This is a genomic window from Pseudoalteromonas sp. APC 3358 (assembly GCF_030408075.1).
Taxonomy (GTDB): Bacteria; Pseudomonadota; Gammaproteobacteria; order Enterobacterales; family Alteromonadaceae; genus Pseudoalteromonas; species Pseudoalteromonas arctica.
The window spans coordinates 170,970-194,400 of sequence record NZ_JASDCE010000008.1 but is presented as its reverse complement, the minus strand read 5'-3'; the positions used below and the strand labels follow the sequence as shown (position 1 = coordinate 194,400).

The 23,431-nt window shown below is 39.3% G+C and carries 19 protein-coding genes; 3 read left to right on the top strand and 16 right to left on the bottom strand.

Features of this window, described 5'->3' with window-relative positions; translation table 11 throughout:
* Nucleotide 1: 1 nt before the first annotated feature.
* From QL995_RS13905 to QL995_RS13875, 7 genes are all read right to left on the bottom strand, one after another.
* Nucleotides 2–769, bottom strand: a complete 768-nt coding sequence (locus QL995_RS13905) for a hypothetical protein (protein ID WP_007586678.1) — start codon at nucleotides 767–769, stop codon at nucleotides 2–4.
* A gap of 97 nt (nucleotides 770–866) precedes the next feature.
* Entirely contained in the window at nucleotides 867–1,256 is a 390-nt protein-coding gene (locus tag QL995_RS13900; RefSeq protein WP_010552792.1) for a hypothetical protein, read from the bottom strand.
* Between the two features lie 372 nt (nucleotides 1,257–1,628).
* Nucleotides 1,629–2,306 carry a hypothetical protein gene (locus QL995_RS13895; RefSeq protein WP_165726045.1) on the bottom strand — a complete coding sequence of 226 codons (678 nt, stop codon included), beginning with the start codon at nucleotides 2,304–2,306 and terminating at the stop codon, nucleotides 1,629–1,631.
* Nucleotides 2,303–4,222, bottom strand: a complete 1,920-nt coding sequence (locus tag QL995_RS13890; protein ID WP_197118444.1) for a pilus assembly protein N-terminal domain-containing protein — start codon at nucleotides 4,220–4,222, stop codon at nucleotides 2,303–2,305. Before QL995_RS13890 ends, QL995_RS13895 begins: the two co-directional genes overlap by 4 nt.
* Before the next feature lie 213 nt (nucleotides 4,223–4,435).
* Nucleotides 4,436–5,008 carry a tRNA-(ms[2]io[6]A)-hydroxylase gene (locus QL995_RS13885; RefSeq protein ID WP_007586685.1) on the bottom strand — a complete coding sequence of 191 codons (573 nt, stop codon included), beginning with the start codon at nucleotides 5,006–5,008 and terminating at the stop codon, nucleotides 4,436–4,438.
* A 47-nt stretch (nucleotides 5,009–5,055) separates the two neighbouring features.
* Entirely contained in the window at nucleotides 5,056–5,688 is a 633-nt protein-coding gene (locus tag QL995_RS13880) for a sulfotransferase (protein WP_101216675.1), read from the bottom strand.
* 14 nt (nucleotides 5,689–5,702) lie between these two features.
* Nucleotides 5,703–6,074, bottom strand: coding sequence for an MAPEG family protein (locus QL995_RS13875; RefSeq protein ID WP_007586689.1), 372 nt, complete (start codon nucleotides 6,072–6,074; stop codon nucleotides 5,703–5,705).
* 153 nt (nucleotides 6,075–6,227) lie between these two features.
* Here QL995_RS13875 and QL995_RS13870 point away from each other — a divergent pair, with 153 nt between their 5' ends.
* Complete coding sequence (locus tag QL995_RS13870) at nucleotides 6,228–7,574, top strand: DUF2254 domain-containing protein (protein WP_010552788.1); 1,347 nt, start codon at nucleotides 6,228–6,230, stop codon at nucleotides 7,572–7,574.
* A gap of 134 nt (nucleotides 7,575–7,708) precedes the next feature.
* On the opposite strand, the gene QL995_RS13865 is transcribed toward QL995_RS13870, so the two are convergent.
* The 3 genes from QL995_RS13865 to ggt form a co-directional block, all read right to left on the bottom strand.
* Entirely contained in the window at nucleotides 7,709–8,434 is a 726-nt protein-coding gene (locus QL995_RS13865) for an SIMPL domain-containing protein (protein WP_007586691.1), read from the bottom strand.
* A gap of 153 nt (nucleotides 8,435–8,587) precedes the next feature.
* The gene (locus tag QL995_RS13860) at nucleotides 8,588–10,282 is read right to left on the bottom strand and encodes an NAD-dependent malic enzyme (protein WP_007586692.1); all 1,695 of its coding nucleotides are present in this window, start codon (nucleotides 10,280–10,282) and stop codon (nucleotides 8,588–8,590) included.
* A gap of 142 nt (nucleotides 10,283–10,424) precedes the next feature.
* Nucleotides 10,425–12,203: a gamma-glutamyltransferase gene (gene ggt, locus QL995_RS13855; protein WP_197152706.1), complete on the bottom strand. Its 1,779-nt coding sequence runs from the start codon at nucleotides 12,201–12,203 to the stop codon at nucleotides 10,425–10,427.
* Nucleotides 12,204–12,300: 97 nt separating this feature from the next.
* On the opposite strand from ggt, the gene rrtA reads away from it, so the two are divergent.
* On the top strand, nucleotides 12,301–12,897 hold the full coding sequence (rrtA, locus tag QL995_RS13850) for a rhombosortase (protein WP_197152705.1): 597 nt from the start codon (nucleotides 12,301–12,303) through the stop codon (nucleotides 12,895–12,897).
* Nucleotides 12,898–12,986: 89 nt separating this feature from the next.
* Here the strand turns inward: rrtA and QL995_RS13845 are convergent, their stop codons facing one another.
* The 5 genes from QL995_RS13845 to QL995_RS13825 form a co-directional block, all read right to left on the bottom strand.
* Entirely contained in the window at nucleotides 12,987–15,491 is a 2,505-nt protein-coding gene (locus QL995_RS13845; RefSeq protein WP_290294415.1) for a prolyl oligopeptidase family serine peptidase, read from the bottom strand.
* A 132-nt stretch (nucleotides 15,492–15,623) separates the two neighbouring features.
* Nucleotides 15,624–16,799 carry an endonuclease/exonuclease/phosphatase family protein gene (locus QL995_RS13840; protein ID WP_290294414.1) on the bottom strand — a complete coding sequence of 392 codons (1,176 nt, stop codon included), beginning with the start codon at nucleotides 16,797–16,799 and terminating at the stop codon, nucleotides 15,624–15,626.
* A gap of 123 nt (nucleotides 16,800–16,922) precedes the next feature.
* Nucleotides 16,923–18,071, bottom strand: a complete 1,149-nt coding sequence (locus tag QL995_RS13835) for a 5-(carboxyamino)imidazole ribonucleotide synthase (RefSeq protein WP_197152701.1) — start codon at nucleotides 18,069–18,071, stop codon at nucleotides 16,923–16,925.
* Between the two features lie 2 nt (nucleotides 18,072–18,073).
* Nucleotides 18,074–18,556, bottom strand: a complete 483-nt coding sequence (gene purE / locus QL995_RS13830) for a 5-(carboxyamino)imidazole ribonucleotide mutase (protein ID WP_002962540.1) — start codon at nucleotides 18,554–18,556, stop codon at nucleotides 18,074–18,076.
* Nucleotides 18,557–18,717: 161 nt separating this feature from the next.
* Entirely contained in the window at nucleotides 18,718–20,307 is a 1,590-nt protein-coding gene (locus QL995_RS13825) for an ABC-F family ATPase (protein ID WP_076915491.1), read from the bottom strand.
* A gap of 901 nt (nucleotides 20,308–21,208) precedes the next feature.
* On the opposite strand from QL995_RS13825, the gene QL995_RS13820 reads away from it, so the two are divergent.
* Complete coding sequence (locus QL995_RS13820) at nucleotides 21,209–22,417, top strand: porin (RefSeq protein WP_290294413.1); 1,209 nt, start codon at nucleotides 21,209–21,211, stop codon at nucleotides 22,415–22,417.
* Between the two features lie 90 nt (nucleotides 22,418–22,507).
* Here the strand turns inward: QL995_RS13820 and QL995_RS13815 are convergent, their stop codons facing one another.
* Nucleotides 22,508–23,419 carry a LysR family transcriptional regulator gene (locus tag QL995_RS13815; protein ID WP_290294412.1) on the bottom strand — a complete coding sequence of 304 codons (912 nt, stop codon included), beginning with the start codon at nucleotides 23,417–23,419 and terminating at the stop codon, nucleotides 22,508–22,510.
* Nucleotides 23,420–23,431: the final 12 nt, after the last annotated feature.

Here is a 23,431-nt window from a genome sequence, read left to right as displayed (position 1 = left end):
CTCACTTAGCTACATATACAGCTTCATTTTTAACGCCTTTAACCACTTCGATTGTGCGACTGGTTTGTAAGCGTGAAAAGTTTTGCAAACGACCTTGTTCAATGTCATAAGCGCTATGCACAATAATTGAAACTTTGTCGGCGTTATCTATACCCGCCAACGAATAAACATCTTTTGGAAGTACCGCAAGGACTAATGAAACACCGCCCGCAGCGGAGTTAGACTCTTTAGCTAAATTATCCATTACGCCACTTTTAGCGGCTTGCGATTTAGGACCTTTTGAAACACCAATAAGCTGTACATCACGGGCAACTGTTCTTACTAAGCGATTAGTTTTAGCGACTATGTCGAGTCGGTCACCTTTGTGTATGCGCGAAAGCGGAATATCTAAGGTGTTTAGTTTTAAAGTATATAAAACACGCCCTGCCGGTATGGCTTCTGATAAATTTTGGCTTTTCGCTCTAATAAAATCGGTGTCGAACAAGGGTTGTTCAACCATTTTATTAGTTGCTAATTTTTGACCAATTAATGCACGTGGGTTTTGCACGCTCAGTGCAATATTTGAATAGTTACTTGGATCTATACTCTTTTGCTCTACATCGTGAACGGTTACTGTTTGACCGGCCGACATATTTTTGTTTACTACCCAGGCTGTTACGCTATTTTCATCGTTTACCTGTCTAATGCCCAAAGCCGAAGCTAACATGCCAGAGGTGATGAGTAATGTGAGAGCCGCAGTGGTTGCGCCTTTGTTACTTTTACTTTTCATAATATTCCTCCAGAGTAACTTTCACTGCCACACTTTTGTGGCAGTGAGCCTTAAGCTTGGTATTCAAACCTGGTTGCCTTATATTGGGTACCTTGCGTTAGTTACCTTGTGAACCGCCTGCTGCTGTACGTGTTGCAGCATCGCCGCTTGGTGTTGCATTAACAAGTGCGGCACTTTCACTAAAGTCTGATGCAACAAAAGTGAATGAACTGCCATCGCCTGCGTACACATCAACTGAATCCACAAACCCAGAGCCAGACACTTCAGCAGTGCCTTCGGCGTTAATCATGCCGTCAAATACATAGCTTTGGTCAAGTGAGCCAATTGCTTCAGCTACATCTTCAAGTTCGCTGGTTACCGAGTCACGTAATGTAGATAAACCAATTACAAGTGCTGCTACCATTGAAGTAGAAAGAATGATTAGCTCTGACGTTAGTACAAAACCTTTTTGCTTTTTGCTATTTAAGTTATGTTTAATAGTTTTCATAATCGTAGCCTTTAAATTAGAAGAGCTTATGCTCACTTTACATATTGCGAGGACCATGCCAGCTATAAATAACCATTAAATACAGTTAGTTATGTTTTTAATGGTTATTGTTTATTAGATGTTTTCATTTTTGATTTGCAAAATGCAAATCAATATTAAAAATATTTTAGATAAATAATGCTAGGTTTACGTTATTGAAAGTATTATTAAAACTGATGGATAGTGTAAGGGGGAAATATTAAAAGCAATCTTGTGAGGTTATGTATAAAACGTAGGATGAGCGTAAGCTTTACTCCTATTTTTGATAAATAATAAAGTGGTTTTGGCTCCTTAATAATGCCAAATTTTAGGTATAAAAAAGGCCCGAAGGCCTTAAGAATAACAATTACCTAAAACGGAGAGTTTACCGCGCCTAGCAAGTGCTTTTTTATGCGTGGGTTCTGCACGTAAAACTTGCTCATAGTAGCCACAGGCCAATAAATTATTGGTATTCGCTTCTTCAATTAACCCTTTATGGTAAAAATAGGCGGTGCTATTTAAACCAAACTTAACCGAAAGCTCTAAGTAGTTTGAAGCTATAACGTAACTGCCCTGAGCATAATGTATAGAGGCCATTTGCAGGTATGGTGAAGCATGTGTACCAAAAACATCAACGCCGTATTGAGCAATGCTTTTTGCTTTAGCTAAATTACCTTGCTCTATTGCTAACGTAACCCCTAAAGTAATTGCATTTAATGGTGGATTAGCTTTATTCAGTAATGTGTTTATAACTTGTTGAGATTGATTAGCACGGCCACTTTTATAAAGTACATATGCCGATATCGACAGTATTGCCGTGTTATCGGGGTGTTCAAGCATTAATTGATTCACCTCATGCACTAGGTTTAAACAGTTACTTGCATTAATACCTTCGCACTTTAATGGTTGGGCATTTAATTGGTATTTTTTAACGATGTCACCCAGCGCGTTGTAAGGATTTACTGTTGGCTTGTAATCAATATGAGCGCAACCCGATAAAGTAAGCAGTAAAATAATATAAAATATTCTCATAGCCCTTGCTCCTGTATATAGCTAAGTACTTGGGTGTCGATATTTGCCTGTTCCCACGAACGTAAGGTATTAATTGGCTCACGCACCAGGTTTGGAGTAACAACAATAATTAGCTCGCGGTTGTTTTCACTTTTACTGGTTGTTTCGCTTAACTTTCCTAGCATGCTATTGCCGTTGCCATCAGGTACAAAGTCGTGGCTCGCATTGTTATCGGTGCTAATTAAGCCACCAATAATAAGAGGTTGCCCGTCTTTTAAACGTGTTGATGTTTGCATGCTGCGTGTATTAAATGCACTGCTGTTTAAACTGCTGCCTGTACTTTGTGCAATTTCGGCGGTTAACGTGGTATCGGGTAATGAAATTACTGGGTTTAGATCAAGTGTTATTCTATCTTTGTCGTCAACCATGGCGCGTACATTTAATTCAACTCCGAATGATTTAAATTCTGTACCGCTAAACACCGACCCACTACTACCTTGCTGCCCGCTTGTAATTCCAGATGGGCTATAACTTGTAGGTACAGGTACTTCACCACCGACTTTAAACACGGCACTTTCACCGGCTAAAACTGTTATTGTAGGGCGAGAAAGCGTTCGAGAAATACCTTCTTGTTCCAGTAATGAAAATAACATATCAATGGCAAACTGTGAGGTAGAAAGCTGTAAGTTATTAGTTAATTGACCGCCAATTAATTGCAGCGCATTTTCTATTGTTGCAGAGCCAGATTCGCGATTAGTCATACCGTCACGGCCAAATAAACCCGCTTCTTTTTCATATCCATTAGAGAGCACGCTAATATCTGGGCGCCATTGCTTTAACCTACGTTGATTTACTTCGTATAGCTGCACCGATACACGCACTTGCGGTAAATCTTCAACTTCAATACTTGATAAAACTTTACCGCCAGCCACTGACAGCAACGTTGCTCTTGCAATATTAGAACTCACATTGCTTAAATTTAATCCTGAGGTAGCATCATTTATTAAACCGCCTGACTCGTTGGCAAGTACTTCAATACCTGAACTTTTATCCTGCGTTGCGCCGCCCATTAAATTATTAGGATCAAGAGGAGAACCCTGAGTTTGTAATGCTTGCTCTGGTTCGAATAATTTATTAATTGTATTTAATAAGCGCACTAGCTCTATCTGGTTTTTTACAGAGCCGGAAAGTAAAAACACATCGTTGTCGTCATTTGATAACTCATCAACCGAGATGCGTTTAATGGTCACTTTATCTGCGCCCATTGATTTAATCACCTCGCTAATACGCTCTTCTTTTGGCTTGGGTGCTTGAGTTACTTTTATTAAATTAATAATAGCGACTTTACTCGAGTTTTGAGAGCTGCCGCCGTTTGCGTTACCCAAGCCTTGCAAGCGTTGAGCAAGTGAATTAAACATACCTTGGTTAGGATTTGAGGTGATAACGGGTTGTGATGCTTGTGAGCTACTGGCATAAAGGTAGTTTTTTGCAGCTTCATAAGCGGCATGACGATAATTTATAGTAGGTACTTCACCACGTAATACAACAGCATGGCGATCAGGCGCTATGGTTAGCTGTACGTCAGGATGAATATCGTTTAAGGCATTTTCTAGTACGCTGTAGTCTTCGGTTACGCCAAGTAAAAATGTTTCAGAGCTTTTATCGTCGTACCACACCATCATAGATGTACGGCCCAACTTTTTAGCTAAAATTAGTAGCTCACGGCCATTTACCACGTTCACATCAAGTGTTGTTTCGTGGCCAAGTGCAATACGAGAAATATCACGGGTAAACACAAAGCGAGTATGCGTCCATTTAACTAAGTGCGATACTTTTTTTACCCGCTCACCATTTGCATTTTCTATATAATCTAAATGACTTTCACTGCCCATAGCGGTAAAAGATATTAGTAATAGTATAAAAATAAATTTTAACATAAGCCTTTCCCTCAATTTGCTTACTGTATAGGTAGCAAGTATGAGACCAAGGGTTTTTGTATTTATAATCAATGGATTAAGATGTATAAACGTGTTTTTTATTATTTTGATTCGCAAATTGCAAATCAACAATTCATGAAGAGGTTAACAAAGAAATAAGAGCAGAGGTGTGTGGCGCAAAGCGAGTGAAAATACGCTTTACGCTAGTTTTAATTAATGCAAAGCGGCTGTAAACGGGATGCTTTCACAGATTTTAGCTTCAGCTATAAGCAGCTCTTCTAGACGAACATCAACTTCTTCTTTTTCAAAGTATTCGTAAGCGAGTTCTACAAATAGGTTTTTATGTTTTTCTTCTGACTTAGCAATAGCAACATAAAAGTCTTTTTCTTTACCCTCAGGAAGTGCTTGTGCAACTAAAGAAAAACGCTCGTGGCCACGTGCTTCAATTACACCGCCAACCAGTAATCGGTCCATTAAAAAACCATCACGACCATGTCTAAACAGTGCACGTATTTGTTTTATGTACGGGTCTTTTTTGTCGTCACCTAAGTTTACATCTCGCTCTAAAAGCAATTTAAGTACTTGTTTAAAGTGTATTAATTCTTCTAGCGCTAAGTCGGTCATAGCTTTTACTAATTTACGTTTGTCTGGATAATGCGAAAGCATAGACATAGCCATACCCGATGCTTTTTTTTCTGCAGCGGCGTGATCTTGTAAAAAAGTATTAAAGTCAGCAAGGACAACTTCAGTCCATTCAAATGGGGTGTGGTATTTTAATTCAAACATTTTCTGTACAACTTAAATAATAATGCGGGGATTTTAACGTATTTGATTTAAAAAATCTTGTAAGGCAGTAATTTATCTATCCGTCCTTTAGCCGTAGATTCAACTTTTAACGGGTGTTTAATATCGTTCCACGCGGTAACTTTGCCGCCCATATTCATTTTTTCAAAATCAGTTTTATCACTTTTTAACGCTAAAAAATTGCATAGCTTTTTATAGCTATCAGGCTTTGCTATATCAATGGATAAAAAATCGTTGTCACGGTTATTAAAGTACGTTTGAGCATCATTAAAATGTTTTTTATAACAGTCTGCTAAGTAACTATCGTCGCTAATATTATTAAGCGAAAGCTCACTAAACGTATTTAAATAACAACGTTTTATATGAATATTAAAGCCCCCGTCTGCACGGGTTAAATTAGTGTGCATACGCGTTAAAAGCTGTTTTATTGATACAAGCCATGCACCAAGCTCGCGCTCTAAATAAATAAACTTAGAGTCTGGGTAATGAATATCAAGCGCTTTAAAGTCATTAAATATGGGAGTGTCGGCAATCGCGTTAGCATTTTCAAAACAAGCATTAGTATACGCGGTATGCGCCGTTGTAATACCAAGCTCTAAAAATGCGTGGCACACACTAGTAGTGCCGGTACGTGGTAAACCTATTATAAATATTTTGCTCATTAACTTTTCTTTAATTATCCGCGTGTCACTAGCAATACAAAGGCGCTAACAATAATCACTAAAAATGTAGTAATGGTACCAATTTGGCGATATTTCAGGCTTTTTTCTACTATGCCTAAATTTTGAAACACACGGCCTATTAATAACGCACCACCTAATATATGACAGTAATGGCTAGCAAGCCCTTGGTACTCTGCCAAAAAAAGTAAAATTAAAGCAATTGGAACGTACTCCATAAAGTTAGCGTGGGCACGCACAGCACGTTGTAGCGTTGCGTTACCATTATCACCAAGTGATATCTGCTCCGCGCGGCGCACTTTTATTACGTTAAAGCTCAAATAAATGTAAAAGAATGCAAGTAATGCAGCATAAGTTGAAATGATCACGGCGTTTTCCTGTTATTTTTATCGCATAAGCATGCGCTTTATTATTGTGGGCGTGATAATAACATATAAATTTGAGCAGCATTATCAGAAGTTTAATAAATGCCTATGCTAAGCTAAGGGTATTAAGTAAGTAGAAAAATACATAAGGATTTTATGTTTGTACCTCGCAAAGTAGCCGACAGTTACCGTGAAATGATTAACAGTATTGGCTTTTACCCTTCTATGCTTTCAGTGGGCTTTTTAGTATTTGCCATTATAACTATGTCGGTTGAATATTTAGCCCCTATTGAGCAGCTGAAATCGTTTATATCAGTTGTACTTGTTGATAGCGCCGAAAACGCGCGTACTATTTTAAGCACTTTAGCGGGGAGTATTATTTCGCTTACCGTGTTTAGTTTTTCGATGGTAATGGTGGTTTTAAATTCGGCCAGTGCGAGTTTATCGCCCCGCGTAGTGCCTGGGCTTATTACGCGTAAATCACACCAAATGGTTTTGGGCTTTTATTTAGGCAGCATAATTTACTCAATTATTATGCTTATAAACATTAATAAACTTGAAGGTGGCAGTACGGCTATTCCTTCAATTGGTGTGTTGTTTGCACTTATTTTTGGCTTGATTTCATTAGGTTTATTTGTATTTTTTATACATTCAATCTCTCGCGCCATTCAGGTTGATAACGTATTAAATGGCTTGTTTAGCCAAACTAAAAACGAAATTAAAACAATAATACAAAGACAGCAAGAGAACCCAGTTGAAGACTTTCCAGACTTTAGCAAGTGGCATTCGGTAAGCAGTAAAACAGAGGGGTATTATAAAGGCGTACATACCGATAAGCTGTGTGCCATTTTGGCAGAGCAAGATATAAAGGTGTATATCTCTGTTAACCAAGGCTATTTTACAGTTAAAGGTTACCCGTTTTTAAAATGTAATAAAGATATAGCAAACGATGAAGAGTTGATAAATAAAATTCTCGACTGCTTTATTTTTTATATAGAAGAGTACATTAGCGATCATTACCGTTATGGGTTAACGCAAATATCAGAAATTGCAGTTAAGGCAATGAGCCCGGGTATCAACGATCCCGGTACTGCGGTTAAATCAATTGATATGCTGAGTATTTTACTTATTCAACGACTTTCAATTAACGATATTAACTACTCGTTTAAGCACAGTGATAATGCCCCATTGTTGTACCTTCACGAAACAAGCTTTGATGAGTTATTACACGACAACTTTACACCGCTGCGTAATTACGCCAAAGGCGATGCATACGTAATGACAAACGTGCTTGAGGCATTTAAAAATATTTTGTTTGTTGCCCATAAAGATACCGATGCACGCAACAGTTTATTTAATTATTTAAATGCGATTGTTGATGACATAAATGAACATGTAACTAATGAATACGACAGACGCGAAGTGACTAATATGCTCAACTCAATAGCGCGTATTAGCCAAGAGCAAGGTGAGAAGTTGGTGGCACGTTTTGAGCACCACTAGGGCGTGTTGAATTATTTGGATTGAAATTTGTTCAATCTAGGGGCGATTAAATCGCGGCGCGAGGTTTGTAACCTAGTGGGCTAAGTAAAAACCGAGCAACATAGAGTTAATCGTCCCTAGGAAGAACCTATATTTTAATCTATGTAGTACACAGCATAGCTTGAGGCTGTTACTTTAATCTCTCCAGCATGGTAGGCATCAGGTACATAGTTACTTGGTGCGCTATCAGCCATCATTACTTTTTCTGCACGCATGTACGGCTGCGACTGCACATTGAGTGGACTTAGTGACGCGCTATATAATCCTTTTAAGTCAACGCCATAATCTTCACTAAACTCTTTTGCAGCATCCCGTGCATCTTTAATTGCTAACTTTTGCGCTTTTTTATGCAGCTCGTTATAGTTACTTGCTAAAAATTGCGTTTGATTAATTTCGTTAATACCGTTGTTAACTAAGCTTTGTAGTAACTCTGGGTATTTATTTATATCGCTGAGTTTTACTGTTAACGTACGAGAAACCTTAAAGCCTTTAAATTCTTGATTACCGGTAGTGCGGTTGTATTGGCTATCACGGTTTATTGAGATTTGCCCGGCGTTTATATCTCCCTCTTTAACACCAATTTCTTTTACGAGCTTAATTGCCTTGGCGATGGTTAAGTCGGTTTTATTTTTAGCTGCAATTAAGTCTTTATCAACTTCGGTAATACCTACACTAAGCTGTACGTAATCTGGCATTGTAGTAAGAGTCGCTTCGCCCTTAACATAAATATGAGGAGCATCGGGAGTCGCTGCCGCAAGTGCATCAAAACTAAGTACGTTTAAAGCCAGTGCACTACCTAAAACAAGAGTCAGTGTTTTCATTAAGTCGATCCTTTAATTATGTAAAAGCAAGTAAACACCGTACGCGGTTAATTAAATATGAACAAGCACAAAAAAACAGGCAACTGCCTGTTTTTTATTAAGTGTTGTAACTGCGCTACAACACTGTTTACTTTTAATTACGTATAAACGTTATTAAACACTACAACGTTTATAGTTACGGTATTTTGGTAACCAGTAATTTTTGTCGATTGCTGCCCATAACGCATCATCAGTAATCTCAAGAGCAACGCCCTCCTCGATTGCTTTTTTAGCAATGGCAAATGCAATACGCTTACTTAGCGTTTCAATTTCAGTCAGGGCTGGTAATAAGCTGCCTTTACCTGTGTTTGCACGCGGCGACGACTCTGCAAGCATTTCGCTAGACACACTTAACATAGCATCTGTAATGCGTGTTGCTTTAGCTGCAATAACCCCTAAACCAATACCAGGAAAAATATAGCTATTGTTACATTGTGGGATTGGGAAAATTTCACCGTTGTGTTCAACCGGATCAAACGGGCTACCTGTTGCAACAAGCGCTTTACCGTCAGTCCACTTAATCACATCAGCAGGATGCGCTTCTACCTGCTTAGATGGATTACTCAATGGGAAAATAATTGGCTGTTCACAACCGGCGTGCATTGCACGAATAGCTTGCTCAGTAAACAAACCAGGTTGGCCTGAAACACCAATTAAAATGTCTGGTTGTGCACAGTGCATAACATCAAGAAGTGATGCGTATTCACCGCTGTAAGTCCAATCACTTAACGAGCCTTGCGGTTGTGCAAGTGCTTGTTGGAAATCGCGTAAGCCTTCCATACCCTCTGAAAGTAGGCCAAAACGGTCAACCATAAATACTTGGCTACGCGCTTGAGCTTCTGTAATACCTTCAAAAACCATTTGGCTAATAATTTGCTCAGCAATACCACAACCAGCAGAACCTGCACCCACAAAAACTACTTTTTGTTGGCTTAGGGTTGAATTTTTAACACGACACGCAGCAAGTAAAGAACCGACCGTTACAGCCGCAGTACCTTGAATGTCATCGTTAAAGCTACAAATTTCATTGCGGTAGCGCTTAAGTAACGGCATTGCATTTGGCTGTGCAAAATCTTCAAACTGAAGTAATACATTTGGCCAGCGACGTTTAACCGCTTTAATGAATAAATCTAAAAACTCATCGTATTCGTCTTGAGCAATACGCTTATGGCGTGCACCCATGTACATAGGATCGTTTAAAAGCTTTTCGTTATTAGTACCCACATCAAGCATTACAGGCAATGTGTATGCTGGGCTTATACCACCACACGCAGTGTAAAGTGACAATTTACCAATTGGGATACCCATGCCACCAATACCCTGATCGCCTAGGCCTAAAATACGCTCGCCATCGGTTACAACAATAACTTTTACTTTACCTTTGGTAGCGTTGCGTAAAATGTCGTCAATTTGGTAACGATCTTCATACGAAATAAATAAGCCACGTGCGCTGCGATAAATGTCTGAGAATTTTTCACAAGCATCCCCAACTGTAGGCGTGTAAATGATTGGCATCATTTCTTCAAGGTGGTCACGCACTAAACGGTAGTAAAGTGTTTCGTTGTTATCTTGAATCGCACGTAAGTAAATATGTTTATTAAGGTTGTCGGTAAAGCTAGAATACTGCTGATAACAACGCTCAACTTGCTCTTCTATTGTTTCAAAGCGAGGAGGAAGTAAACCAGCAAGATTGAAATTTTCGCGTTCTTTTTTACTAAAGGCGCTGCCTTTATTTAATAGCGGTGTTTCAATTAGGCCAGGGCCAGAATGATGAATATATAAGTAGTTAGGATCAGTATTAGTTGTCATATTTCCAGGCTTTAACGGAGTCTTAAGTTATGATCTGTCATTATCAGTGTTAAAGGTTTAATTGCAACGACAATTAAGCTAGTCAGACCATTGAGAGAAAATACATGCGGGCTTCACTGCCCACATGCATATTATACATAATTTAAAATTGTATAGTGGCGTTATTATCAGTTAAATCAGATAACGCAACACCTTCACGGCGAGGGTCCGCACCACCATATAAGGTATTATTTTTAACTTCAACTGCGTGTAAGCCTGAGTTTAAATCAATAATACGTACATTGTGGCCACGTTTAGTAAGCGCAGGCGCAATGGCTTCAATGGTTGTGCCTTTTTCAAGGCTGGTGTAATCGTTACGATTTGTTGTACGCGGTAAGTTAATAGCGTCTTGTGCTGATAAATTCCAGTCAATAACACCCACAACAACTTGTGCAACGTAATCTATGATACGACTACCGCCAGGTGAGCCTACAATTAAACGTAAGCTGCCATCTTTATTAAATACCATTACCGGTGACATAGAGCTACGCGGGCGTTTACCAGCCTCTACACGGTTTGCTACAAGCTTGCCGTTTTTACGTGGCGATAACGAAAAGTCAGTTAGTTGGTTATTTAAAATAAAGCCATTAACCATAACCGTAGAGCCAAACGCCATTTCAATTGAACTGGTCATTGATACGGCATTACCTTTACTATCTACAATAGAGACATGCGAAGTAGAAGGTAACTCGTATGAATCATCCATTGCATAACTTAAGTACCCTACTGGATTACCGGCTACGGCTTTTTGGTCTGTTTCGGTAATTAATTTAGCGCGTGAGGCAATGTAATCTTTGTTTAAAAGCTCTTTTGTAGGTACTTGAGTGAAATCGGGATCGCCCATGTACATATCGCGATCGGCAAATGCAATACGCGAAGCTTGGCTAAAGTAATGAATCGCTTTTTCGCCATTTGGTTTAAGTGCACTCATATCTTTATGCTCAAGTAGGCCAAGCATTTGTAGTACTGCTACACCGCCACTACTTGGTGGCGCCATAGAACACACGTTATAAGCACGGTATTGTATACATACCGCATCGCGTTCTTTACTTTTGTAATCTGCTAAATCTTCCACACTTAATTTACCAGGGGCAATTTTAGAGTGCTGTACAGCATTAACCATTTGTTTAGCGTTTTCGCCTTTGTAAAATGCATCAATGCCCTGCTTTGCAATGTCTTTGTATAAATCAGCAAGTGGTTGATTCTTTTTAACGCTACCCGCTTCGATTAATTTACCATTTGGGTAAAAGTATTCGTTAATAATCGGCATACTCAATACGCCTGGGTTTAACTGGCGTGCTAATAAGCCATGTAAACGCGGCGAAATTACAAAGCCTTGCTCTGCAAGTTCAATAGCCGGTTTAAAAAGCGCTTCCCACGGCAATGTACCGTATTGTTTATGCGCGCTTGCAAAGGCATGTAAAATACCAGGCACACCAACAGAGCGTCCGCCTACTACAGCTTCAATCCATTTAACGGCTTTACCGTGCTTATCTAAAAACAGCGTTTCGTCTGCATTTGCAGGTGCTGTTTCGCGGCCATCAAAACTAGTCAGCTTATTGTTTGCTTTGTTGTAGTACATCATAAATGTACCACCGCCAATACCTGACGATTGCGGCTCAACTAAAGTAAGCACTAGTTGAGTAGCAATGGCAGCATCTACGGCACTGCCGCCTTGGGCTAAAATTTGTTGACCGGCTCTTGAGGCATATGGATTTGCCGCAGCAACCATGTATTTATCACCTTGCACCACTTTTTTATGGATTAATCCAGTAGCGGCTTCAGGTTCGCGAGTTTCAATTTGAGTTGCTTGCTGTGCAAATGAAGGCAGTGATACTGCGCACAGTCCAATGGCAAATAATGAGTTAAGTTTAAAATGCATAAAAATACTAAAAACACTTAATTACGTAGTTGTATTTGGCATCTTAAAGTTAAACGGGCACAATATGCAAAAATTTTGACTAAAAAAATATAATAAAATGCTTAATTTACCTATTCAACCACGTTATATATTACCGCCTATTATTCTGCTGCTATTTAGTACCATTTTTGCTGCATTTGATTTAAATAATTTACTTGAATTTAACCGAAGCCTAATTGATGAAGGCGAACTGTGGCGAATCTTTTCTAGCCAATTTGTTCATGCTAATTGGGCTCATTTGGGATTAAATGCCAGTGGTGTTTTATTAATATGGCTTTTACATGGCGAATACACATCACCTACTCGCTACGCTTTTAACACAAGTGCGCTAGCACTGTGGTGTGGGCTCGGCGTGTACTGGTTTTGCCCAAACATACATATTTACACCGGATTAAGTGCTCTGCTGCATGGTGTAATTATTTGGGGGGCAGTTAAAGACATAACTGTAGGGCTTAAGTCGGGTTATTTATTATTTGTAGGCGTATGGATTAAAATAGCGTTTGAGCAATTTAGCGGCCCTAATGCTGATATTGGAAAGCTTATTAACTCCACTGTGGCTATTGACGCACATTTAATTGGTGTAATTGGCGGGACTCTGCTTGCCATACCACTGGCTATAGAGCTCCTTAAAAAGAACTTTAAAAAGAAAAAATAAAGTTAGATTTTGTTCAACCCAATAAAAACGCCGCATTGGTTAACTAAACCAATGCGGCGTTTTTGTTTTTATACTTTAAGAATTAAAGATTAAAGCGTTTCTTTAAATAACTTATGAATACGTCGGTATTCGTCTAACCAACTTGAAGGCTGTACAAAACCATGTGGTTCAACAGGGAATATAGCTGTTTCAAAGTTTTGCTTTTCTAGCTCTATTAAGCGCTGTACTAAACGCACTGAGTCTTGAAAAAACACGTTATCGTCAACCATGGGTGCGTTAATTAATAAACGTTTGTTTAAACCCTCAGCGTAATAAATTGGCGAGCTGCGCTCATATGCAATCGGGTCAACATCAGGATGGTTTAATATATTAGCCGTATAACCTGTGTTGTAATGTGCCCAGTCGGTAACAGGTCGTAGTGCTGCACCCGATTGAAATAACTCAGGCGCGGTAAACAATGCCATAAAGGTCATAAAGCCGCCATATGAGCCGCCATAAGTGCCGACTGCTTTGGTATCAACATTGGCATTTTGCGCCATCCATTTAACGCCATCGGCTAAATCTTGTGTTTCAGGTGTGCCCATTTGACGATAAATCGCGGTGCGCCAATCACGGCCGTAACCTTTAGATGCGCGGTAATCCATATCCATTACTATGTAACCTTCATCAGCTAGCAATGAATGAAACATAAATTCACGAAAATAAACCGAAAACCCCATATGTGAATTCTGTAAGTAACCCGCGCCGTGGTTAAAAATAATCGCTTTACGATTTTTACCTACTTCACCCTCAACGTAATCTGCTGGGTAATATACTTTTGCATATATTGGTTGATCTGTATGGCTCGATGGCACAGCAACAATTTTAGGGGCAGTTAGCTTTTTAGCTAAAAACTCATCCGACACAGTATGGGTTAGTCGCGTTGCTTTTGTATTGGCTTGAGCATCAGCTACATAAAGCTCATTAGGCATGGTAATTGTAGAGTGCTTAAGGAGTAACTTGCTTTCATCTGGGCTTAACGTGTAATCAGTCATGCCATTTAAGTCAGTAACTTGCTCGCTGTTACCTGTTTGCGGGTTAACACGGTAAATTTCGTACAGACCTGGGTGCTCAACATTCGCTTTATAATAAATTGCGCTGTCGTCGCTGGTAAGCGTTAAGTTAGAAACCTCAAATTGGCCTTGTGTAAGCGCGGTTGCTTTACCGTTAATTGGTTTTTTATAAAGCTGGCTGTAACCTGACTCTTCCGATAGGTAATAAAGCGTGTTTGAGTTATGTAACCAACCAAAGTCGTTAAACGCGTAAGCAATCCATGCATCGTCATGCAGGCGATGTTGCGAGACAAGTTTGTTGTTTTTAAAATCAACGTTCGCAAGCCAGCGGTCTTTGTTGTCCCATGCTTCAAGCATGACAGCTACTTGCGAGCCGTCATCGTTCCATACTATTGGGCTTTGATCAAAGCCCCAGTCCATAATAAGGTTAATGCCACGAGGCGCTTTTTTAGACTTATATGTTTTACCTTTGCGTGCATAATTTTCTTTTTTAACTGCGGCTAAAACATCTTCATCAAAGCCCGGTAAGGTATTAAAGCTAAGTGGTGTTTGCTCTTTGTTAGTTAAATTGATGTACACAAGCTTTGAGGTTTCTTCTTTAGCATCGGCTACACGGCGGCGTGCTTTTTTAGGTTCTATAGTGGCGTCATTTGTAATGTAGTTAGGCATAATATCGCCATCACCGCGCCAATCTGTTTGCTTTTGTACAACGACTAACAGCGCATCACCATTTGGCGAAAGCTGTGCTTCTGCAACTTTATGACCATCACCTAAGTAGTAAGCCGTGTTAGCAATTGAATTGTTTTGTTCATTAATTTGCTCATTACGTGCTTGCTTATCTTTTTTATTTTTTTGTTGAAGCGCCACAAACTTAATCAATTTATGCTGCTCTTTAGCAATATACGTACTTGGCTCTTCAATACCTTTTGGCTTATCAGTAAGTTTTAAGTTAGCAAGCTCGCTCGTTAAGCCTGTTTTTAAATCAACTTTAAAAAACACATTGCCTTGGCGGTAAACTAAATCGCCATTATTTAAAAATTGTGGTTTAGATTCGCTTGCTGATGTCGCTGTAATTTGTTTAAGTTCACCGGTTTTTAGGTTTTTAACAAACACATTGCCTTTAAACGTGTAGGCCGCCATTGTTTTATTTTTTGAATAAACAGCTTTATTTGAACCCACAGTATGAAGTTTATTAAGTGCAATTTGCTCTGCTGTTTGGCTAGTAACAGATTGGCTAAATAAATCGCGTAGTGTATTACCTTGCTCTTTTTGAGCATAAATAATAGTAGCCGAATCGCTAGCCCAATAAGCGCTCTCTGGCTGATTGCCCATCCAATCAGGATCGGCCATTGCTTGTTCTAACGTTATTTTTTGTGAGCCGATATCTGCTGGCGTGTTTACAACCGCAGCAACCGATGTTGCTGGTAAAGCACTTTGCTGTGTTGATGAGGTGTTAGCGGTCGCGCTACAACCTGCAAGCATGACACTTGAGGCAACAGCTAAGGCCACTAACGTTTTAGATGAAGAAAAATTAAAAATCATAGTGCTTCTATACGGTTATTATAATTAAGCCGTATTTAAGCAGAAGCACTCAAGTTATTGCAATTTTTTAAGATAAATAGCCATTAAACAGGGTAAAGCTCAGTTTACTAGCGGATCCCCTGTTAATAGGCGTTATTCAACTATTAAATCAAGCCACACCAGTCGATGATCGCTTGAAGCATTTCTGTCTTTAATTAACCGATATTCATTGCTCGTTTTAGTTGGCCAAAACACACCACCGTCTTTAACTTTTAAGCCGTAGTTTGACGGTAAAACGTAATCAACACGCGCTTGCCAATTAGCACTGTAATTTTGTGCATAAGGCACAGCATACTGCTCTTTAGCGCCCTTACTTTTTGGAACAAAGTGAGCGTTTATCAATGGATTTTTAAGTAGTTGGTCGGTGGTATTTGTGCGGGCTTTATCGCCCTCTGGTGCGGCATTTAAATCGCCTAAAATAACAAACCGAGAGTAAGTTTTTAAACCGCCCTTTTCGCCTTTATCATCGTAAATATACTTAGCGTTTGAAACGTAATCGGCAATTAACCTTACTTCATCGTGGTTACGTTTGCCGTTCCTGTCCTCTTCACCGTCAAATACAGGGGGTGTTGGGTGAGATGCAATAACATGAATGGTTTTATCATTTACGTTAATAGGTAAATCCCAAAACGATTTAGAGCTAAGTCTTAACGCTTGCCATTCTTGTGCGTTATACCAGTTTTCGCCTGTTTTAGGCATTACGGGCATTTGTGCATTTGGCATGTCTTTATATTTAAAGGTTTGAAGGGTTCTTACTTTATCAAAATCGATTGGGTATTTTGACAAAATAGCCATACCGTAATGGCCTTCAAAAAAGCCAAAACCCTGTGCATCGCCCATCACGCCATTTTTCTTGCCGTCGTTATCTAAATCAAACTCAGTGGCTAGGCCTGTATTTACAGGGGCAATATAAGAGTAAGGGTAATTAATAGCGGCTTGTTTTTGCTGACCTACATTTAAATAATGTTGATTAAAGTATTCAATTCCCTGCTCTTTTGGGATGTAATCAAATTCGTTAAGTAAAATAATATCAGGGCGAACACGTTGAATAATTTCCGCTATGTTCTTAATTTGCTGGTGGTTTGCTTTAAGTGCATTAACTAAAGCATCACTTTTAACTTGCTTACCTTTAGGGGTGTGATTAGTTGCATCCATACTTACATTAAAAGTAGCAACACGAAGAGAGTCTGATGCAAATGCACTGTTACTAAAAAAAGGACTAAAAGAAGCGGCAACAAGTAGTGCGCTATAAATTGCTTTAAGTTTCATTAAATAATTTCACTGTAAAATTTTAGACTCAATCATTATTTCACAATCTAGGTAACCTTGCGCTTTTTTTAAGTACAAAAAAAATGCCGAGCAAGCTCGGCATTTAATAAAACGGTTAGCCATTTAATGAAGGATTAAATTTGCCGCCGCTTTTAAAATACCTGGGTAGTCTTGCTCAGGTAAATATTCAGTAAGCTCACCTAATTTATCTGCTAGGTCGTTCATGCTAGTGGCCGATACGTTTATATGGCCCATTTTACGGCCTGGTTTTGCAGTTTTACCGTACCAATGGCTAGTCACATCTGCGTATTTTAGTACGTCAGCTGGAATATTAGGTTGCCCTAGTACGTTTATCATCGCGGTAATGTGTTTAAGCTCTGTATTACCAAGCGGTAAACCTGCAACAGCACGCATGTGGTTTTCAAACTGTGAGCAATGGCAGCCTTGTTGCGTCCAGTGGCCTGAGTTATGTACACGCGGTGCAATTTCGTTAACGAGTAACGTGCCTTGTACATCAAAAAACTCAATTGCTAACACGCCAACGTAGTTAAGCTCGTTTGCTATTTTTGTAAATGCATCGTTTGCTTGCGCTTCAACGCTGTGATTATTTTTACCGGCAATAGAAAGCGTTAATACACCATTTGTATGCTCGTTTTCTGTTAGCGGATAAATAGCAACGTTACCGTGTTTATCGCGCGCACCAATAATAGATACTTCACGATCAAACGGGATCATTTTTTCTGCAATAATTGTATGTGGCGCAAGTTCGGTGCCCGATGCAATAAAATCAGACATTTGTGACCAAATTTCGTCTATTTGACTATCCGATTTTAAACGCCATTGGCCTTTTCCATCGTAACCCGCTTGGCATGTTTTAATAACAAGTGGCTTGCCTAGGATTTTAACTGCGTGTTCAAGATGCGCTTTTTCAGTAATTAATTGATACGGCGCACAAGTTACGTTTGTTTTATCAAGCAATGCTTTTTCAAGCGAGCGATCACCACCGGTTTTAATAGCGGCTTTCCCTGGGTAGAACTTATTGCTGTTACAGCAAAGTGTTAGTACGTCATCAGGAATGTGCTCAAACTCTGCAGTAATTGCATCAGCGTTTAATATTGCTTGCTCAAGTGACGTGCTATAAACCTCACCAGTTAGCGGATGCTTAATTTGCTTGCTGCCTACATCGTATGCAACCACGTTTAAATTAAGCGGCGCGCCTGCAAGACTCATCATACGTGCAAGTTGCCCAGCACCTAATATTAAAATATTCATTATTACTCTGCAGGGTTTGGATTAGCTAATATAGTGTCGGTTTGAGCTTTACGAAACGCTTCAATTTTTGCAAAAATTTCTGGATTTTGACACCCTAAAATTTGTGCGGCTAGTAAACCTGCGTTTGCTGCGCCCGGCTCACCAATTGCAAGTGTGCCCACTGCAACGCCTTTAGGCATTTGGCAAATAGATAAAAGTGAATCAACACCATTTAATGCTTTTGATTTTACAGGCACGCCCAGTACAGGAAGCGACGTAAAAGCAGCAGCCATACCTGGTAAATGAGCCGCGCCGCCAGCGCCAGCAATAATAACTTTAATACCGCGTTCTGCGGCTGAACTTGCGTAATCAGCAAGTAATTGAGGAGTGCGGTGTGCAGACACGACTTTAGTTTCGTACTTAATGCCAAAATGCTCAAGCATAAGTGCTGCATGTTCCATGGTTGGCCAATCTGATTTAGAACCCATAATAATGCCAACAGTCATAAATACTCCTCAGTAATGTATTTTTAAAATAGCGGACTTATGTCCTGTTTAAGCCGGGTATTATACCCAAAGCCATATTAATTGCGACTAATACAAAGCCACAAAAACAAAAAAAGCCATGTTTAAACATGGCTTTTTAGGGTTAACGGGTAAATAGCTAATTAAGCTTCTTTACTCGCTAGGTATTCTGCGTAGTTGCCTCTAAAGTCAATGATTTTACCATCTTTAACTTCCCAAATTCGGGTAGCTACCGATGATACAAATTGACGATCGTGCGATACAAACATTAATGTACCTTCGTAGGCTTCAAGTGCTAAGTTAAGCGCTTCAATAGATTCCATATCCATGTGGTTGGTTGGCTCATCCATTAGCAGTATGTTTGGTTTATGCATCATAATTTTACCAAACAGCATGCGGCCTTGCTCACCACCTGAAATTACTTTAACTGACTTTTTAATATCGTTTTGAGAGAACAACATACGACCTAAGAAGCTACGAACCACTTGCTCGTCGTCGCCTTCTTGTTGCCATTGCTCCATCCACTGAAACAAGTTCATGTCGGTTGCAAACTCATCTGCGTGATCTTGCGCGTAGTAACCAATATTTGCATTTTCTGAGAACTTAAACTCACCGGCTTTAGGAGCTAAGCGCCCTGCTAATGTATTAAGTAATGTTGTTTTACCAACACCATTTTCACCAATAATAGCAATACGTTCGCCAACTTCTACTAAACCTTCAAGTCCAGAAAACAACGTGTTGTCGTCAAAACCTTGCGTTAAGTTATTCATTTCAAGCGCGTTTCTGAATAACTGCTTTTCTTGGTCGAAGCGAATAAACGGCGTTTGGCGTGAAGACGCTTTAACTTCGTCTAACTGAATTTTGTCGATACGTTTAGCGCGCGATGTTGCCTGCTTAGCTTTAGATGCGTTAGCAGAGAAACGTGATACAAACTGTTGAAGTTCAGCAATTTGGTTTTTCTTTTTCGCGTTTTCGCTAAGTAGTTGCTCACGTGCTTGCGTTGCTGCAAACATGTATTCGTCGTAGTTACCAGAGTAAATACGTAGCTCACCGTAGTCAATGTCGGCCATGTGAGTACACACAGAGTTTAAAAAGTGACGGTCATGCGAGATGATTATCATGGTACAGTCGCGTTGGTTTAACACGTCTTCTAACCACTTGATGGTGTAAATATCCAAGTTATTGGTAGGCTCATCAAGTAGCATTATATCTGGGTCTGAAAACAACACCTGTGCAAGTAGCACGCGTAGTTTAAAACCTGGTGCAATTTCTGACATTGGGCCAAAGTGTTGGTCTGTACCAATACCTACGCCTAATAGAAGCTCGCCTGCTTTAGATTCAGCAGAGTAACCATCCATTTCAGCAAACTCAGTTTCAAGATCGGCTACTTTCATACCGTCGTCTTCACTCATTTCTGGTAAAGAGTAAATACGGTCGCGTTCTTGTTTTATTTTCCACAGCTCTTTGTGACCCATGATCACAGTATCAATTACTGAGTATTCTTCGTAGGCAAACTGGTCTTGGTTTAGTTTAGCAACACGTTCATTTGGATCAGTACTTACATTACCTGAAGACGCTTCGAGCTCACCACTTAGAATCTTCATAAATGTTGATTTACCACAACCATTTGCACCGATTAAACCGTAACGGTTTCCGTCGCCAAATTTTGCTGAGATATTTTCAAATAATGGTTTAGCACCAAATTGCATGGTGACATTAGCTGTACTAATAATAGCGCTACCCTCCAAAGGAGTAATGATGTATTTAAATTGCGCGCAGTTTAAACCAAAATGGCCTGTTTTTCTATGAAAGTTTAAAGGCAAACCTCGTCGTTTAAGGCAATTATTATCACTGAGCTACTCGTAATTAAAATAACAAATTAGATTTAGTGTTTTTGCAAATTGTTATTCAACTTAGATAAATTAAAATTCATAAATACATTCATAATAAACCGATATGAGCGTTTAGAATTTGGTATATATTAGGGTCTGTTGATCTTTTAAGGTTAAATTTTCAGCAGTCTGTTTGGTATTAAGGCAAGGCAGAGTCTATGTAGTGTGGTTATTCCCCATAAATGGGCGATAACGTAGCATTAATGCCAAACAGGCGCTGCCCAAAGGGGTCTTCCTAGGGGCTATTTACTCTTTGTTGCTCGGTTTTTACTTAGCTCACTAGGTTACAAACCTCGCGCCGCGATTAAATAGCCCCTAGTTTGAACAAATTTTAATCCGCAAAGATCAACAGACCCTAGAGTAAAAACACTTTTAACGTGTTTGTGTGTTTACTTAACTCATTTTTGTACAACCTATAATAATAAAAAGTTATATTTATGAAAATAAAGCACTTTTAGAGCTTTTGCACTAGTCGCTATTTTTTAATCAAGATGAAATTAATTCAAATTAGAATTTTAACACACCACTTATTACCAATCCTTTTTACCTACAAAATAACTAAAAAAACAAACCTTAGCAACACCTGAAAAACAAAATTAACCTCGAGTGAATGTCAATTAAGTTTGCCGTCCAATTTTGTTGATTTTTTTTCACTTTTGAGCCGTTTATTGCTTTGTTAATCTTCGAACCTGAATTTTTACCTACGTAAAAACACTGAAATTTACACAGGGCAACACACAAGATGAGCAAAAAATTAGCGACACTGATTAGCGCAAGTATTGTATTAGCACCCGCTGTTTCGGCGGTAGAGTTATACAAAGATGATAAAAACACTCTAAAAGTAGGTGGATATCTTGATGTGCGTGTAATTAACACACAAAACGAAACCGAAGTTGTTAACGGTACTTCGCGCATTAACTTTGGCTTTACCCGAAAGCTCAAGAAAGACTGGACTGCCCTTGCACTCGTAGAATGGGGTGTAAACCCTGTTGGCAGCAGCGATATAATTTATAATAATCGTTTTGAATCAATTCAGGACGAGTTTTTGTATAACCGTTTAGGTTACGCAGGCCTTTCACACGAAAAGTACGGTCAACTTACCATTGGTAAACAATGGGGTGCATGGTACGACGTAGTTTATGGCACAAATAATAGCTTTGTATGGGATGGTAATGCAGCTGGCGTTTACACCTATAACAAAGACGATGGCGCTGTAAATGGCACTGGCCGTGGTGATAAGTTAGTGCAGTACCGCAATAGCTATAACGATTTTAGTTTTGCAGTACAAGCGCAGCTTAAAAACAGCGAATTTTATACCTGTGACGTAACCGACATTTCAGAAGAAGAATGCGAAACGCTATGGAACTCTGGCGATAGTGCAGCCCAAGAAGTTGAATTTAACTACACATTTGGTGCATCTGTAACATATACCCCTACCGATATGCTCACGCTTACAGCGGGTATTAACCGTGGCGAGTTTGATTTAACGTTTGGCGATGGTTCTACTCGCAATGTTGAAGATTTAATTTACGGTGCGGGCATTATGTGGGGCAATATTGATAAGCCCGGCCTTTATGTTGCTGCCAACATAAATAAAAACAAAAACCACGACACCGATAATATTGGTCGCTTAATTGATGACGCAATAGGTGTAGAAACATTTGCATCTTACCGCTTTGATAACGATTTTCGCCCTTTTATTGCCTACAACGTGTTTGATGCCGGCGATGATTACGTAATTCAGCCAAACTTTAACGCCGATCCTGACGATGTATTTAAGCGTCAGTTTGCTGTTATTGGCCTTCACTACTTAATTGACGAAGACACTATTGCCTACGTAGAAGCGCGTAAAGACTTTAGCGACTTTGAAAGTGATAACGACGATCAACAAGCACAAATGGAGCAGTCGGAAGATGACGGTATAGCATTTGGTTTTAGATATAAGTTCTAAATATAAGCTCTAAATATAAGTTTAAAAACGACTACAACTTCCCTAAGCACAACCATTTTAGCCCTTTTAACTTTTTTAACTGGGCTTTTTTTATTCCGCCATACTTTTTTCAATACTCAATTTTGCATTTAAGGCTATTTTAACAAATGCATTAACAGCCGCATTGGTATCTGCTTTTTTAATTTGTAATAGCACCGGGATTTGCGTGAGTACGTCGCTCAGTTTTATAAAATGGCACCCTTCACTATATAATTTACGTACGCAATAAGGCGCAATTGCCACACCAAGGCCAGCAGCCACTTCAGTAACTAATGTTTGCATATGCCTAGGTTGGCTAATAATGTTCGGTGAAAAATGAGCTTGTTTGCATTGCAAAATGGTTTCATCAAAAAGACCAAGTGCTTCCTCTCTATTAAAAATAATAAAGGGTTCATTTTTTAGCTTAGCTAAATCAATATTTTTATAATTTGCCAGCGCATGGTTTTGATTAACGATGGCCACCAATGAATCTACATAAATAGTATGACTTACAAATTCATCATTAATTGAATCAGGTAAAGGCCGTGAAAAACCCACATCAATTAAATCATTTTTAAACGCATGTATCTGCTCAGTTGCAGTCATTTCAAACAATGTAACGTGCACGCTTGGGTATTGCTGTTTATATTCTCGAACCAGTGCTGCCATAAAGGTTAAACATGCCGAGCTTAAGTGCGCAATATTAAGTGTACCTACCTGCCCGTTGTGGGCACGTTTAACCTGAGTTTTAGCTTTGTCAGCTAGAGCCAAAATAGCGCGTGCATCTTTTAATAGCTGCTCACCCGCTTGAGTTATTGCAACATCGCGTGAGTTTCTTATAAACAGCACAACATCAAGCTCGCTTTCGAGCTGTGCAATATGCCTACTTATTGCAGGTTGCACGGTGTGTAGCTCTTTGGCCGCTTCTGAAAAACTCTGATGCTTAGCCACGCTGACAAAACTTTTTAATGTTTTAATATCCATCATGTACCTTAA